General features: G+C 66.2%; 12 protein-coding genes. 4 read left to right on the top strand and 8 right to left on the bottom strand.

Features of this window, described 5'->3' with window-relative positions:
- The first annotated feature begins 1 nt into the window (after nt 1).
- A complete protein-coding gene (locus tag IVA79_RS26240) occupies nt 2-907 on the top strand; it encodes an alpha/beta hydrolase (protein WP_247558393.1) in 906 nt (301 codons plus the stop codon).
- Here the strand turns inward: IVA79_RS26240 and IVA79_RS26245 are convergent.
- Nucleotides 904-1,362, bottom strand: a complete 459-nt coding sequence (locus IVA79_RS26245; RefSeq protein WP_247558395.1) for a nucleoside deaminase — start codon at nt 1,360-1,362, stop codon at nt 904-906. The genes IVA79_RS26240 and IVA79_RS26245 overlap by 4 nt on opposite strands.
- A gap of 119 nt (nt 1,363-1,481) precedes the next feature.
- Here IVA79_RS26245 and IVA79_RS26250 point away from each other — a divergent pair, with 119 nt between their 5' ends.
- Both IVA79_RS26250 and rsmD read left to right on the top strand, forming a co-directional pair.
- Nucleotides 1,482-3,536, top strand: coding sequence for a pseudouridine synthase (locus IVA79_RS26250; RefSeq protein ID WP_247558398.1), 2,055 nt, complete (start codon nt 1,482-1,484; stop codon nt 3,534-3,536).
- 2 nt (nt 3,537-3,538) lie between these two features.
- Nucleotides 3,539-4,096 carry a 16S rRNA (guanine(966)-N(2))-methyltransferase RsmD gene (gene rsmD, locus IVA79_RS26255; protein ID WP_247558400.1) on the top strand — a complete coding sequence of 186 codons (558 nt, stop codon included), beginning with the start codon at nt 3,539-3,541 and terminating at the stop codon, nt 4,094-4,096.
- Between the two features lie 103 nt (nt 4,097-4,199).
- Here the strand turns inward: rsmD and mutL are convergent, their stop codons facing one another.
- Nucleotides 4,200-6,014, bottom strand: coding sequence for a DNA mismatch repair endonuclease MutL (gene mutL / locus IVA79_RS26260; RefSeq protein WP_247558402.1), 1,815 nt, complete (start codon nt 6,012-6,014; stop codon nt 4,200-4,202).
- Nucleotides 6,015-6,331: 317 nt separating this feature from the next.
- Between mutL and IVA79_RS26265 the strand changes: the two genes are divergently transcribed.
- Nucleotides 6,332-6,637, top strand: coding sequence for a hypothetical protein (locus tag IVA79_RS26265; protein ID WP_247558406.1), 306 nt, complete (start codon nt 6,332-6,334; stop codon nt 6,635-6,637).
- 164 nt (nt 6,638-6,801) lie between these two features.
- Here IVA79_RS26265 and arfB read toward each other — a convergent pair whose 3' ends face one another.
- The 6 genes from arfB to ileS form a co-directional block, all read right to left on the bottom strand.
- The gene (gene arfB / locus IVA79_RS26270) at nt 6,802-7,218 is read right to left on the bottom strand and encodes an alternative ribosome rescue aminoacyl-tRNA hydrolase ArfB (protein WP_247558408.1); all 417 of its coding nucleotides are present in this window, start codon (nt 7,216-7,218) and stop codon (nt 6,802-6,804) included.
- A 116-nt stretch (nt 7,219-7,334) separates the two neighbouring features.
- Nucleotides 7,335-8,702, bottom strand: coding sequence for a pitrilysin family protein (locus IVA79_RS26275; protein ID WP_247558410.1), 1,368 nt, complete (start codon nt 8,700-8,702; stop codon nt 7,335-7,337).
- Entirely contained in the window at nt 8,699-10,090 is a 1,392-nt protein-coding gene (locus IVA79_RS26280; RefSeq protein ID WP_247558672.1) for a pitrilysin family protein, read from the bottom strand. The genes IVA79_RS26275 and IVA79_RS26280 overlap by 4 nt, the downstream gene beginning before the upstream one ends.
- A gap of 189 nt (nt 10,091-10,279) precedes the next feature.
- Complete coding sequence (locus IVA79_RS26285; protein WP_247558412.1) at nt 10,280-11,005, bottom strand: hypothetical protein; 726 nt, start codon at nt 11,003-11,005, stop codon at nt 10,280-10,282.
- A gap of 96 nt (nt 11,006-11,101) precedes the next feature.
- Nucleotides 11,102-11,596, bottom strand: a complete 495-nt coding sequence (gene lspA, locus IVA79_RS26290) for a signal peptidase II (protein WP_247558674.1) — start codon at nt 11,594-11,596, stop codon at nt 11,102-11,104.
- A gap of 8 nt (nt 11,597-11,604) precedes the next feature.
- On the bottom strand, nt 11,605-14,613 hold the full coding sequence (gene ileS / locus IVA79_RS26295; RefSeq protein ID WP_247558415.1) for an isoleucine--tRNA ligase: 3,009 nt from the start codon (nt 14,611-14,613) through the stop codon (nt 11,605-11,607).
- Nucleotides 14,614-14,667 lie beyond the last annotated feature (54 nt).

Consider the following 14,667-nt stretch of genomic DNA (forward strand, 5'->3'; position numbering starts at 1 on the left):
GATGTCCGATCTCGCCGACCTCTATCCGGGCTTTGCCGCCGAATGGATCGACACCTCGTTCGGCCGCATCTTTGTCCGCGTCGGCGGCAACGGGCCGCCGCTGCTCCTGCTGCACGGCTTCTCCGAGACCCATGTGATGTGGCACCAGGTGGCGCCGCAGCTGGCCGATCAGTTCACGCTGATCATCGCCGATCTGCCGGGCTACGGCTGGTCCGACATGCCCGCGAGCGATGCGCTGCACATCCCCTACAGCAAGCGGGCGATGGCCAAGGCGATGGTCGAGGTGATGGAGCGCCTCGGCCACGTGCACTTCGCGCTGGCCGGCCATGACCGCGGCGGTCGGGTGTCGTATCGGTTGGCGCTCGACCATCCGGGGCGGCTATCAAAACTCGCCGTGCTCGACATTTTGCCGACCTATAATTACTGGGAGCGGATGAACCGCGCCTACGCGCTGAAGATCTATCACTGGACCTTCCTGGCGCAGCCCTATCCGCTGCCGGAGACGCTGATCTCGAGCAATGGCGAGTTCTTCCTGCGCTTCAAGATGGCGAGCCAGACCAAGTCGAAGACGCTCGACGCCATCGACGCGCGCGCGCTCGAGCATTACCTCGCCCCGTTCCGCGATCCCGCCCGCATCCACGCGATGTGCGAGGATTACCGCGCCGGCGCCTATTTCGACTACGACCTCGACAAGGCCGATTTCGAAGCCGGCAAGAAGATCACCATTCCGATGCTGGCGCTGTGGGGCAATGCCGGCGTAGCGCAAGCCGCCGCGACGCCGCTCGATACGTGGCAGCAATGGGCGACCAACGTGGTCGGCATGCCCGTGGATTCCGGCCACTTCCTCACCGAGGAGAATCCGGATGTGACTGCGAGCGCGTTGCGCGAGTTCTTCCTGGCGGATTAGCGCCGCTCGCGAAAGAACTCCCGCAGCAGCCGCGCCGCTTCGCTCTCGCCGACGCCGGAATAGACATCCGGCGCGTGATGGCAGGTCGGCGAGGCAAAGAACCGCACGCCGGATTCGACCGCGCCGCCCTTGGGATCGGCGGCGCCGTAATAGAGGCGCCTCACCCTTGCGAACGAGATGGCGCCCGCACACATGGTGCAGGGCTCCAGCGTCACGTAGAGGTCGCAACCAACGAGGCGCTCGCTGCCGATCTTTTTCGCCGCCTCGCGCAGCGCGATGATCTCGGCATGGGCCGTCGGGTCGCGGTCGGTCAGCGTCCGGTTGCCGGCGGTGGCGATGACCTCGTGATCGCGGACCACCACGCATCCGATCGGAACTTCGCCCGATTTTCCGGCATTTTCGGCCGCCCCAAGTGCCAAATCCATGAAAGAAGGGGCTTTCATGCCTCGTATCATCGCCAGAAACCTGCTACTAGCTCCGCCTTCAGCAAGAGTGGATACCGATTTTGCCTGAGCATGCGGCTCGGAACGAGCACGCACAATGCTTTCCGGCCACCCCCTAAGTGAGATTATTCATGCCTCGCGACAGCGACAAAGACAACGATTCCCGCGGCCGGCGAGGCCCGCCCAAGGGACCGCCCAAGGGCCGGTCCGGCAAGGCGCGCGGCCCCGAGAAGAAGTTCGCCAAGCGCGGCTTTGAAGGCAAGGGCGACAGCCGCCCGCCCCGTGGCGATCGCGATAGCCGTCCGTTCCGCCGCCGCGAGGAGGGTGATGCGCCGCGCCGCGACTTCAGCGACCGTCCCCGTTTCAAGCGCGACGACCGCGGCGGCGAGGATCGCGGCGAGCGCAGCTTCAAGCCGCGTGGCGACCGTCCGTTTTCCGATCGCGGCCCGCGCGATGGCGAGAAGCGTTCATTCAAGCCGCGCGGTGATCGCCCGTCCTATGGCCGTGACGACCGTCCGCCGCGCAGCCGGGATCGCGACGATGCGCGTCCGGCCGGCCGCTCCGGCGACAAGAAGTTCGGTGACAAGCGCCCCTACGCGCCGCGCGGCGATCGTCCGGAGCGCGCGTTCGACGGCGAGCGGAAGTTTTCGCGGGGTGGACCGGATCGCGACCGTGGCGATCGCGGCGATTCCAAGCCGTGGCAGAAGCGCGACGCGGGTCCGCGCGGCGATCGGCCGCCGCGCAAGGATTTCGGCAAAGGTCCGCGCAAGGATTTCGGTGGCCGTGATCGCGGTGAGGACAAGCCGTGGCAAAAGCGCGACGACCGGCAAGGCGAGGATCGTCCGCGTTTCTCGCGTTCGCGCGACGATCGCGCGTCGGGCGATCGTCCGTTCCGCGAGCGGCCCAAGTTCGATCGGCCGCGCGAGGATCGGCCAAAATTCGATCGGCCCCGTCGTGATGGCGACGGCGACCGCGGAGGGCGTGGCGGTGACCGGCCGAAATTCGATCGTCCGCGCGAGCGGTCGGAAGGCCGCTCCGACTGGCACGAGCATCCGCGCAGCGAGGGACGTTTCGGTGATCGTCCGCGCCGCGACAACGAGGATGAGAGCAGGATCTTCGAGAAGCGTCCCGCCTTCGGCGGCCGCGGCGCCTATCGCGAGCGCGATCGTGATTTCGATCGCCGCCCGCGCCGGGAAGAGGCGCCGAAGCCGAAGAAGGCCGGCGAGCGCATCGCCAAGGCGCTGGCGCGTGCGGGGCTTGCCTCGCGCCGCGACGCCGAGGAAATGGTCACGCAGGGCCGCGTCACCGTCAACGGTCGCGTCATCAATTCGCCCGCGCTGGACATCACGAAGAACGACGTCGTCATGGTCGACGGCAAGCCGTTGCCGGAGCGCGAGCGCACTCGGCTGTTCCTCTATCACAAGTCGCGCGGGCTGATGACCACGCATGACGACCCCGAGGGGCGTCCGACCGTGTTCGACAATCTGCCGGAAGGCCTGCCGCGCCTGATCAGCGTCGGCCGGCTCGATTTCAACACCGAAGGCCTCTTGCTGCTCACCAATGACGGCGGGCTCGCGCGCACGCTCGAGCTGCCCGATACGGGCTGGCTGCGCCGCTACCGCGTTCGCGCCCATGGCGATGTCACCCAGGCTCAGCTCGACGAGCTCAAGAATGGCATCGAGGTCGAGGGCGTCAAATACGGTCCGATCGAAGCGACGCTGGAGCGTGACCAGGGCGCCAATGTCTGGCTGGTATTCGCGATCCGCGAAGGCAAAAACCGCGAGGTGCGCAATGTCTGCGCCCATCTCGGCCTCGAGGTGAACCGGCTGATCCGCGTCTCCTATGGCCCGTTCCAGCTCGGCGAAGTCCCCGAAGGCCAGGTCGAGGAGATCCGCTCGCGGGTCCTGCGCGAGCAGCTCGGCGACAAGGTGATCGAGAAGTCGGGGGCGCAGTTCGACGTGCCCGCGAAGTCGGCCGCGCGCGAGGACGATGCGCCGCGCGAGACGAAGCCCGTCAGCAAGCGCGCCGTGATCAACGATCGCAAGGGCCGCCGCGTGCTGGTGCAGCGCACGGGGAGCGAGGAGGCGCGCGAGCGCAACGAGGAAGAGGCGAGCGGCTACGGCCCGCCGCGCCGTCCCAAGCGCGGCTATCACGGCAAGCGCGATCTGACGCCGCGGGAGGACTAGCATTGCGCGTCGTCGGCGGCCGTTTGAAGGGGCGCAATCTCGCCTCGCCGTCCTCGCGTGACATCCGCCCCACGGCGGACCGCCTGCGCGAGTCCGTGTTCAACATCCTCGTGCATGCCTATGACGATCCGATCGAGGATGCGCGTGTGCTCGATCTCTTCGCCGGCACCGGTGCGCTCGGTATCGAAGCGTCATCGCGGGGGGCGAGGTTCACGCTGTTCGTCGACAACGGCGCGGAAGCGCGGGCGCTGCTGCGCAACAATGTCGAGACGCTGGGCCTGGGCGGCGTCACCAAGGTCTATCGGCGCGATGCGACCGATCTCGGCCCCGCGCATCCCGTCGAGCCGTTCTCGCTGGTGTTCCTCGATCCGCCCTATGGCAAGGGCTTTGCGGAGAAGGCGCTGGTGAGCTTGCGCGATGGCGGCTGGCTCACGCCCGGCGCGCTGCTCGTGGTGGAGGAGGCGAAGGCCGCGCAGTTCGTGACGCCGGAGGGTTTCGAAGAGCTGGAGCGGCGGGCCTACGACGACACGGAGTTCGTGATCTTGAGGAAGGGATCGTAGGGTGGGCAAAGGCGCGCTCTTCGCGCCGTGCCCACCACCTCTCTCTATCATGCAGTGATCGTGGGCACGGCGCGTTGCGCCTTTGCCCACCCTACGGCACTGTTCATCGCCGCCCGAACAGCTTCTCCACATCGCTCAGCTTCAGCTCGACATAGGTCGGCCGGCCGTGATTGCACTGGCCGGAGTTCGGGGTGTCTTCCATCTCGCGGAGCAGAGCGTTCATCTCCTCGGGCCGCAAGCGGCGGCCGGCGCGCACCGAGCCGTGGCAGGCCATGGTGGCGGCGACGTGCATCAGGCGACGTTCGAGCGGTAGCGCCTCGTCCCACTCGGCCATGTGCTCGGAGAGATCGCGTAAGAGTCCGCCCGCATTGGTCTTGCCGAGCAGCGACGGCGTCTCGCGCACCGCGACTGCACCGGGGCCGAAGGATTCGATGGTAAGGCCGAACGACGCCAGCTCGTCGCTACGATCCAAAAGGCGTTCCACCGTCGCCTCGTCCATCTCGACGATCTCGGGAATGAGGAGGATTTGCCGCTGCACGCCGTTCGCAGCCAGCGAGGCCTTCAGCCGCTCATAGACAATGCGCTCATGCGCGGCATGCTGGTCGACGATGATCAACCCGTCGCGGGTTTGAGAGACGATGTAGGTCTCGTGGATCTGCGTGCGCGCCGCGCCGAGCGGACGGTCGACGAGGTCAGCGACCGGCTGTGTCTCGATCCGCACGTCCGCACTGGGCGCGCCGACTTCGAAGGCGGCCTGCGCGCGCTCGGCAAAGGCGGGCGCCGCGGCGCCTTCGAATGACGGCATCGGCCCGACGGGGGCGGACGGCGAGGCTCGCCAGTCCCAGCTCGCCGGCCGCTGCGGGGTGAACGCGGGGCGGAACGCGGACAGTGCGCTCTCGCCACTGTTGGCGGCGGTGCGGCGGCCCTCGCGTGCGAGCGCCTCCTTCAATCCGTGCACGATCAGCGCGCGGACCAGGCCGGCATTGCGGAACCGCACCTCGGTCTTGGCCGGATGCACGTTGGCGTCGACCTCGCGCGGATCGAGCGTGACGAACAGCGCCAGCACAGGATGGCGGTCGCGCGGCAGATAGTCGGAATAGGCCGCGCGCACGGCCCCCAGGATCAGCTTGTCGCGCACCGGGCGGCCATTGACGAAGAGATATTGCCCGAGTGCGTTGGCCTTGGTCAGCGCCGGCGCTGCGGCATAGCCTGCGACGACGACGCCGTCGCGCTCGGCATGGACCTCGATGGCGTGGCTGCGGAATTCTGCCCCCAGGATGTCGCCGAGCCGCGTCAGGCGTCCCGCCGCGCCGGGCAGCGCGGCGGCCCAGGTCACCGGCGCGCGCTCCTCGCCCGCCAGCGTGAAGGCGATATCGGGCCGCGCCATCGCAAGGCGCCGCACCACCTCGCGGATCGCTTCGGCCTCGGTGCGGTCGGTCTTCAGGAATTTCAGCCGTGCCGGCGTCGCATAGAAGAGATCGCCGACCTCGACCCGCGTGCCATGCGCCAGTGCCGCCGGCATGATCTCGGATTTCTCGCCCCCCTCGACACTCAGCGCCCAGGCATGGGGCTCACTTGCATGCCGCGTGGTGATCGACAGTCGCGCCACCGAGCCGATCGAGGGCAGCGCCTCGCCGCGGAACCCGAGGGTGCGGATCTCAAGCAAATCCTCGTCGTCGAGCTTGGATGTGGCGTGACGCTCGACCGCAAGCGCGAGATCTTTCGCGGTCATGCCGCCGCCGTCGTCGGTAATGCCGATCCGCCGCCGCCCACCGCCATCGGTGAAGACGTCGATCCGGCTGGCGCCGGCGTCGATCGCGTTCTCGACCAGTTCCTTGACCACGCTCGCCGGGCGCTCGACCACCTCGCCGGCGGCGATGCGATTAACGATCTGTTCGGGAAGTTGGCGGACGGGCATGGGCTCACTCGGCGAATAACCCAGTCTAATGCCACCTCGCAACAAATGCATGGGGAAGGTCGCGCTTCCCACATACCAAATGTGGGCACCTCCGGGCCTTGGCCGTTCTCGCGATTGCGGCGCGCGCTCGCGGTTTGCCGCATATGAGGAACGCAATTCCGCGAAACCGCCGCGAAATCCCTAAACCATCACCACACGAGGCAGGTTGCATCAGGGTTGCGCCGTCCGCGCACTTTACGCGATGACAGGGTCCGGGCCAGGCGAGCGGCGCGGGAGACCATCGGACCTTCCATCGCGAAACAATCCAGGAGAAATGGATGAAGTTGGTGAAGACCTCGATGATCGCATGCGCTCTGTCGGCTCTCATTGCCGGGCCTGCGCTCGCGCAAAGCGCACCCCCCACCGCCAAGCCAGGCGGCACCGTGCAGAGCAAACCCATGCAAGGCAGCACGATGGGCAGCGGCGATGAGGAGATGAATGCTCAGCCGGGCGCAGCGGGCGAGAAGACCGGCATGAAGCCGACCAAGAGCACCAAAGGCTCGGGCACCACGGGCAGCGCTACGCACAAGGGAACGGCCGACGATTCCGCGACGGGCGGTGCAGCTCCATCCAAGCGTTACTAATCCCGTCGGGAGAACGGCAAGACTCCGGCCGCTTTGCGGGCGGAGTCTTTTCGGCTGCGTTTGCTAAAGCGCGATGCGATTAGGATGAATCGTCATCGCGCTTTAGGTTGTTGTTTGAGCATGATTTTGTCGGAAAACCGCGGCGCACTTTTCCGGATCATGCTTTAGTCGTCGAAGCGACCGCCGCGTCCGGCCTTGACGTCGCTGCGGCGCTTCTTGCCGTCGAGCCGGCGCTGCTTGGAGGCAAAGGTCGGCCGGGTCGCGCGCCGCGGCGTCGGCCGTATCATGGCTTCGCTCAGGATGTCGACCAAGCGGTCGATGGCGTCCTGTCGATTGCGCTCTTGAGTGCGAAAGCGCTGGGCGTGAATCACGATCACGCCATCCTTGGTCATGCGCTGGCCGGCGATGCGGGCGAGCCTAATCGCCGCATCCTCGGGCAGGGTCAGCTTGCGCGTGTCGAATCGCAGCTGGGCCGAGGTCGAGACCTTGTTGACATTCTGCCCGCCCGGGCCGGAGGCGCGGACAAAGCCGATCTCGATGTCGTCCTCGTCGATGACGAGATCGCGGGATATCCGCAGCATGATGGCACCATTCGTGATGTCCGGACATATCGCGGACGTCTACGTTCGGCAATGGTGCTTCTGGAAACGCAAATGGCCGGGCGAGCCCGGCCATTTCAGCAAACGGGAGAGGAACGTTAGTTCGACTTCGTCACCGGAGCCGCGGCCGGCTGCGCCGCGGCCTGCGGGGCGCGGCCGACGACGACGGTCAGCAGACCCTGGCCCCAGAGGCGTTTGGCGGCGGCTTTGGCGTCGTCCAGCGTCACGGCATCGACGATGGCGTTGCGCTTCTCGATATAGTCGATCGGCAGCTTGTCCTGCTGGTACTGCAGCAGCGCCTGCGCCAGCTTGGAGGAGGTGTCGAGCGCCAGCATCTGCGAGCCCTTCAGGTAGGACTTGGCCTCGTCGAGCTCCTTCTGGGTCGGACCTTCTTCCGCGATGCGGCGCACCTCCTTTTCGATGGCATCGATGGTGTCGCCGGCGCGGTCGGCGCGGGTGCCGGTATTGCCGATGAACACCGCCGAATGCTCCATCCAGAGCAGCGATTCGAACACCGAATAGGCGAGGCCGCGCTTCTCGCGCACCTCGCGATAGAGCCGCGAGGACAATCCGCCGCCGCCGAGGATGTGATTGACGACATAGGCCGCCATGAAGTTCGGGTCGCTGCGCTTCACGCCGGGGCCGCCGAAAGTGATGACGGTCTGAGGCACGTCGAGGGTCACGAAGGCGCGCTGCGGCGGCTTGGCGGCCTCAATGTCGGGAACCGGCGTGAGGTTGGCCTTGGCGGGCAGGGCGCCAAAAGTGTGATCGAGCAGCTTGCCAAGGGTCGCCGGATCGACGTCGCCGACCACCGCGATCTTCAGCCCATCCTTCGCAAGCACGCGACCGACATAATCCTTCATGTCGGGAACCGTGATGGTCGGGACGCTGTCGAGGTTACCGTTGCTCTGCCGGCTATAGGGGTGATCGCCGAAGGCGGCCTCCAGGAATTTGCGGCTCGCCAGCGATGACGGGTTGGTGGTCTCGCGGCGGAGGCCCGAGATGACCTGCGAACGAATGCGCTCGACATCGGCGGTGTCGAAATGCGGCGAGGTCAGCGCGCCCCGCAACAGGTCGAAGGCCTCGTCCTTGTTGTCGCGCAGCATGCGCAGGCTGCCGCGGAAGGTGTCGCGGGTGGCGCTGAAGGAGAGCTCGATGGCGCGGCGGTCGAGCCGCTCATGGAAGGTCTTGGAGTCGAGATCGCCGGAGCCTTCGTCGAGGAGGTCGCCGACCAGATTGGCGACGCCCGGCTTGTCCTTGGGATCCTGCGCCGAGCCGCCGGCGAAGGAATATTCCATCGCGATCAGCGGCACGGTTGCGTCCTGCACGAACCAGGCCTCGATGCCGCCCGGCGAGACCAGGTGCTGGATCTTTGCGGCGGCCTGCGAGGGCGAGACCGCGGCGAGCGTGAGCGCCGCGCCGGTGGCGAAGGAGAATGCAACGCGTCGAAGGAAAGGATAGGTCACGAACGCTTCTCCTCGCGCTTGGTGGTCGCAGTGTCCTTGATCAGGTAACCCGTCACGGAGCGCTTCTTCTCGAGCCATTTCTGCGCAACAGTGCGGACCTGCTCGGCGGTGACCGCGCGGATGCGGTCGGGCCAGCTTCTGATGTCCTCGATCGACAGGCCCGTGGTCAGCGCGCCGCCATACCAGCGCGCCAGCACCGCCTGGTTGTCCTGGGCGTAGATCGCTTCCGCGATGAGCTGGGTCTTCACCCGCTCCAGATCCTCGGCGCGGATCGGGTTCTGCGCGACATTGGCGATGACGCCGTCGACCGCCTGCTCGACCTCGGCGAAGCTGACGCCGGGCTTCGGAGCGGCCGAGATCGCGAACTGCGTCGGGTCGAGCGAGATACTGGAATAACTGGCGTTGGCGGAGACCGCGAGCGGCTTGTCGACGACGAGGGCGCGGTAGAGATAGGAATTGCTGCCGCTGCCCATCAGCTGCGCGAGCACGTCGAGGGCCGCGCTCTCGCCGGCAGCAGCCGTGGTCGCCGAGGGCACGAGATAATAGCGCCGCATGCTCGGCTGCTCGACGCGCGGGTCGGCCAGCGTGACGGTGCGGGGGGCGGCCGGCTCCGGCTCCTGCGGGCGGACGCGCCGCGCCGGGATCGCGGGTTGGGCCGGGATCGAGCCGAAATTGCGCTCGACCAGCGGGCGTATGTCGGCGGGCTCGACATCGCCGGCGATCACCAGGATCGCGTTGTTCGGTGCATAGAAGCGGCGATAGAAGGCGAGCGCATCCTCGCGATCGAGCTTCTCGATCTCCTGATGCCAACCGATCACCGGCCGGCCATAGGGATGATTGAGATAGAGCGCAGCCATGATCTGCTCGTTCAGCCGCGCGTCCGGATTGTTGGCGACGCGCATATTGTACTCTTCGAGCACGACGTCGCGCTCTGGCAGCACGTTCTCGTCCTTGAGGATGAGGCCGGTCATGCGGTCGGCCTCGAACTCCATCATGGTCGGCAGCTGCTCTTTCGGCACACGCTGGTAGTAATTGGTGTAGTCGACCGAGGTCGAGGCGTTCTCGTTGCCGCCGACGCGAAGCACGGTCTGGGAGAATTCACCGACCGGATGCTTCGAGGTGCCCTTGAACATCAGGTGCTCGAGGAAGTGGGCAAGCCCGGACTTGCCCGGCGTCTCGTCGGCCGAGCCGACCTTGTACCAGATCATCTCGGTGACGACGGGCGTGCGGTGATCGGGGATCACCACGACCTGCATGCCGTTGTCGAGCGTGAAGCTGGCGGGCGGAGCCGATGTGACCGTGGTCTGGGCATGGGCCACGCCGGCTGTCAGGACGGTGGCCGAAAGCAGCGCGGCAAGGAGGCAAGCAGCCGATCGTTTTGCGGACATCATGATCCCTGGTGAAAGGCCGAGTCCGATTGTCCGGCTCGGAGACGCCGCACGATACACCGTGCGGCCGACGCTTCGCGTCACGAAGCAGAGAACGCTATCAACTCGGGAGCGCGCCAGCAGCCGAAGCTGCACAAAGGGCCGGCAGCCAGCTCCGAGCCCGCCGAAACGTTGGGGCGGGCAGGAGCGCTATTGCTCCTTCTCCTTGCCGGACAGGACGTCGAAATAGGTTCGTTTCGAATTATCCGGCCCGGAGCCGTAGGCGTAGTTCGACGACGGCGTTTGATATCCCGGCGGCGGCTCCACCAGCGATTGGCGTGGTGGCTCCGACGTAAACTGCTTCGACTCGGGCGCGTTTCCTTTGAACAGTTTAAACAGCCCGCCGGTATATCCGAGTTCGGCAGGGCTCATCGTCGGATTGGCCACGTTGGTGCCTGGTTGGGCCGGAACATTGCCGGTCTTTTCAGCGGCGGCCGTCTTGTGGGCGTTCATCTCGGCGGGCGACAGCGGCTGGGCATTTTTCCAGTACTCCGTTGCCTTGTTGCCGGATTTCTTCCGCTCGGCGACAGCCTCCTTGCGGCGCTTCTCGTCGGGGTCCTTCGGCCAGTTTGGCGCAGCCGCGGCCTCGGCTGCGGCGGGCGGCGGCAGGTCGAGCTTGGGCGGCACGACCAGCGGCGAACGCTCGCGGTACTCGATGCCGGGCTTCTCCATGCTCTTGGCGCCGAGGCCGGACATCAGATTGTCGATGAGCTTCTCTTCGAAGGTCATGTCGTCGTCCTCGTCGTCACCAGCGCGGGCGGCGCCGGTTGACATGACGAGACCAATTCCGAGCGCGACAGCGGACAATTTCAACGCCCGCCAGAACCCCCATTGGGGGTCTCGAACCATCGAACCGCTGGTCTTCGAGCTGCGCATACCTGTACCTGTTCCATATTGTGGCAGATTGCCGCTCAAACGCGGCCTGACCCTCGCAAAAGCCGGGTTCCACCTGCCGGTCCGTATCGGCCGGGATCAGGGCGCTTTTGCGGCGGGTACCCCCAGGAAGGAATCATACAATAGCCCCGCCACCCCAGCAACGATGGCCACGTCGGCGAGGTTAAACACATACCAATTATAGGTATTTCCGCCGATCTCGATGTGGAACAGGGCGAAATCGACCACCGCGCCATAGGCCAGGCGGTCGATGCTGTTGCCGATGGCGCCGCCGATGATCAGACCAAGCGCAATCGTGGCAAGGCGGGTGTGCGAGCGGGCCATCCAGATCGCCAGCGCAACCACGGCGAGGACCTTGACCGCCATCAACGCGAGCTGCGCCGCCTGGCTGTCGTTCTGGAGCCAGCCGAAGCTGATGCCGATATTCCAGGCCAGCACCAGGTCGAAGAACGGCGTCACCTTCACCGCGCCGCGACGGGCGAGGTCGAACACGTTCAGCAGCCAGAGCTTTGAGGCCTGGTCGGCCACGAGCGTGACCACGGCCGCGAAGATGCCGGCGCCAAGCGGGGTCATGCCGGGGATCAGATCGCCACCCCCAACGCCTTCCATTCGCGCAGCGCCTTCGCATCGCGCGGGGTGACGTCGGGATATTCAGCGTCCTCGCCGACCATCGGGGAGATCTTCCAGGAGCGGGCGCATTTGGTGCCGACCGCCTTCTCCACCACGACCGCGACACCGGGGACCGCATCGAGACGGAACGCCGAAGCCGGCGCCTCGCCCTCACGGACCTCGTAATTCGAGGTGATGCAGATCTCGGCGAGATCGACGTCGAACAGCGTCGCCAGCATGTCGCGATCGGCGACATAGATCACCGGCGATGCTTCCAGCGACGAGCCGATCCTCTTGGCGGCGCGTTCAACTTCGAGCGCGCCGGTGACGACGCGACGAACCGCGCGGATCGTCTCCCACTTCGCGGCCAGCCTGTCGTCGCGCAAGCCTTCGAGATCGGCCTGGAACAGCGTCAGATGCACCGACGGTTCGGCCTCGGGCCGGTACATCCGCCAGCCTTCTTCCGCAGTGAAGCTGAGGATCGGCGCCAGCCATTTCAGGATCGAGGCGCACAGCAGGTCGATCGTGGTCAGCGCCGCCTTGCGCGTCAGCGAGGACGGCGGATCGCAATACAGCGTGTCCTTGCGGATATCGAAATAGAATGCCGAGAGCTCGCTGTTCAGGAACGCGGACAGGATCGCGACCACCGTCTTGAAGTCGAACTCCCGATAGGCCTTGTCGACCGCGGCGGCGCGCACCGCGAGCTCGTGCAGCATCAGCCGCTCGAGCTCCGGCATCGCGGCGGGCGCGACCGCCTCAGCCGGCTTGTAATGATGCAGCGTGCCGAGCATCCAGCGCACGGTGTTGCGAAGCTTGCGATAGGTCTCGACCGTGTTCTTCAGGATCTCGGGACCGATGCGCTGGTCGTCGGTGTAGTCACAGGACGCAACCCAGAGCCGGAGGATGTCGGCGCCGGATTCCTTGATGACGGCCTGCGGCTCGATGGTGTTGCCGAGCGACTTCGACATCTTGCGGCCGTCCTCGGCCTGGGTGAAGCCGTGGGTCAGCACGACGTCGTAGGGCGCGCGGCCGCGGGTGCCGCAGCTTTCCAGCAGCGAGGAGTGGAACCAGCCGCGATGCTGGTCCGAGCCTTCCAGATACATCACCGTGTCGGTGCCGCCGTCGACCTTGCGCTTGATGCCGGCGAGCCCGGGAAACTGCACGGGGTCTTCGAGCACGAAAGCGTGGGTCGAACCGGAATCGAACCAGACGTCGAGGATGTCGTCGACCTTCTGCCAGTCCTCGCTCGCGCGGGACCCGAGGAAGCGCTCGCGCGCGCCTGTCGCGTACCAGGCGTCGGCGCCTTCCTTCTCGAAAGCCTCGCCGATACGCGTGTTGACCGCTTCGTCCTGCAGGATTTCGGCGGAGCCGTCGCCTTTCTCGCGCACGAACACGGCGATCGGCACGCCCCAGGCGCGCTGGCGCGAGATCACCCAATCCGGGCGAGCTTCGATCATGCCGTTGATGCGGTTCTCGCCCGACGGCGGCACCCATTGCGTCACCGAGATCGCGTGCAGCGCGCGGGCGCGCAGCGTGTCGCCGCTCTTGGCCTTGCCGCCCTGCGCCACATCCTTGTCCATCGCGATAAACCATTGCGGCGTATTGCGGAAGATCACCGGCTTCTTGGAGCGCCAGGAGTGCGGATATTGATGCTTGAGCCGGCCGCGCGCGAGCAGCATGCCTCGTTCGACGAGCGCCTTGATCACGGCCTCGTTGGCGTCGCCCTTCTCGCCCTTGTCGTTGATGACGCGCTTGCCGGCAAAGCCCGGCGCATGATCGGTGTAGGCGCCGTTCTCGTCGACGGTGTAGGGGATTGCCGTGTTGATGCCGCGCGCGTCGAGATCGCGCGCCTGCGCCGTCCAGGCATCGAAGTCCTCGCGGCCATGGCCGGGCGCGGTGTGCACGAAGCCGGTGCCGGTGTCGTCGGTGACGTGATCGCCGGGCAATAGCGGCACGATGAAGTCGTAGCCGCCGGCAAGGCCCTTGAGCGGATGGGCGCATTCGATCGCGTCCATGGTGTCGCCGGGGATGTCGCGGACCTTCTCGTAAGCGGTCACGCGCGCCTGCTTGAAGACCTCTTCAGCGAGCGCGTCGGCGAGGATGAGGAGATCACCGGTCTTGGTCCAGTTGTCGGCGGGCGCATCCGTCACCTTGTACAGGCCGTAGGCGATCTTCGGCGAGAACGAGATGGCGCGGTTGCCGGGCAGCGTCCACGGCGTGGTGGTCCAGATCACGACGCTCGCGGCGGCGAGCGCGCCGTGCGCGGGAGAGGTGACCGGGAATTTCACCCACACGGTATCGGAGGTGTAGTCCTCGTACTCCACCTCGGCTTCGGCGAGCGCGGTCTTCTCGACCACGCTCCACATCACCGGCTTGGAGCCGCGATAGAGCGTGCCGTTGGCGGCGAACTTCATCAGCTCGCGTGCGATCTGGGCCTCGGCCGGATAGCTCATGGTGGCGTAGGGGTGATCCCAGTCGCCGATGACGCCGAGGCGCTTGAACTCTTCGCGTTGCACGCCGAGCCAATGCGTGGCGTAGGCACGGCACTCCCGGCGGAAATCGATCATCGCGGCACTGTCGCGGAAGTCGGGCTTCTGCTTGCCCTTCTTGCGATAGTGCTCTTCCTCGACCTTCCATTCGATCGGCAGGCCGTGGCAGTCCCAGCCCGGCACGTAGTTGGAATCGAAGCCGAGCATCTGCTGGCTCTTGGTGACGAGATCCTTGAGGATCTTGTTCAGCGCCGTGCCGATATGGATGTTGCCGTTGGCATAGGGCGGGCCGTCATGCAGCACGAATTTGGCGCGGCCCTTCGCGCTCTCGCGCAGCTTCTCGTAGAGGCCGATCTCGTACCAGCGCTTGAGGATCTCCGGCTCGCGCTGCGGCAGGCCGGCGCGCATCGGGAAGTCGGTTTGCGGCAGGAACAGGGTCTTCGAATAGTCTTTGGCTTCAGACTTTTGGGATTTTTGCGGCTTTTCGGACATGAGGCTGACTGGCTCGGAAGGGCGCGGGAACGAATGGCGATGCGGAATCGCGGG

Source organism: Bradyrhizobium sp. 138 (genome assembly GCF_023074075.1).
GTDB lineage: Bacteria > Pseudomonadota > Alphaproteobacteria > Rhizobiales > Xanthobacteraceae > Bradyrhizobium.

Bases quoted from the DNA above. Each gene is read 5' to 3' on its own strand.
- IVA79_RS26240 (WP_247558393.1), top strand. From the start codon at position 2: ATGTCCGATCTCGCCGACCTCTATCCGGGCTTTGCCGCCGAATGGATC.
- IVA79_RS26245 (WP_247558395.1), bottom strand. From the start codon at position 1,362: ATGATACGAGGCATGAAAGCCCCTTCTTTCATGGATTTGGCACTTGGG.
- IVA79_RS26250 (WP_247558398.1), top strand. From the start codon at position 1,482: ATGCCTCGCGACAGCGACAAAGACAACGATTCCCGCGGCCGGCGAGGC.
- mutL (WP_247558402.1), bottom strand. From the start codon at position 6,014: ATGCCCGTCCGCCAACTTCCCGAACAGATCGTTAATCGCATCGCCGCC.
- IVA79_RS26265 (WP_247558406.1), top strand. From the start codon at position 6,332: ATGAAGTTGGTGAAGACCTCGATGATCGCATGCGCTCTGTCGGCTCTC.
- arfB (WP_247558408.1), bottom strand. From the start codon at position 7,218: ATGCTGCGGATATCCCGCGATCTCGTCATCGACGAGGACGACATCGAG.
- IVA79_RS26280 (WP_247558672.1), bottom strand. From the start codon at position 10,090: ATGTCCGCAAAACGATCGGCTGCTTGCCTCCTTGCCGCGCTGCTTTCG.
- IVA79_RS26285 (WP_247558412.1), bottom strand. From the start codon at position 11,005: ATGCGCAGCTCGAAGACCAGCGGTTCGATGGTTCGAGACCCCCAATGG.
- lspA (WP_247558674.1), bottom strand. From the start codon at position 11,596: ATGACCCCGCTTGGCGCCGGCATCTTCGCGGCCGTGGTCACGCTCGTG.
- ileS (WP_247558415.1), bottom strand. From the start codon at position 14,613: ATGTCCGAAAAGCCGCAAAAATCCCAAAAGTCTGAAGCCAAAGACTAT.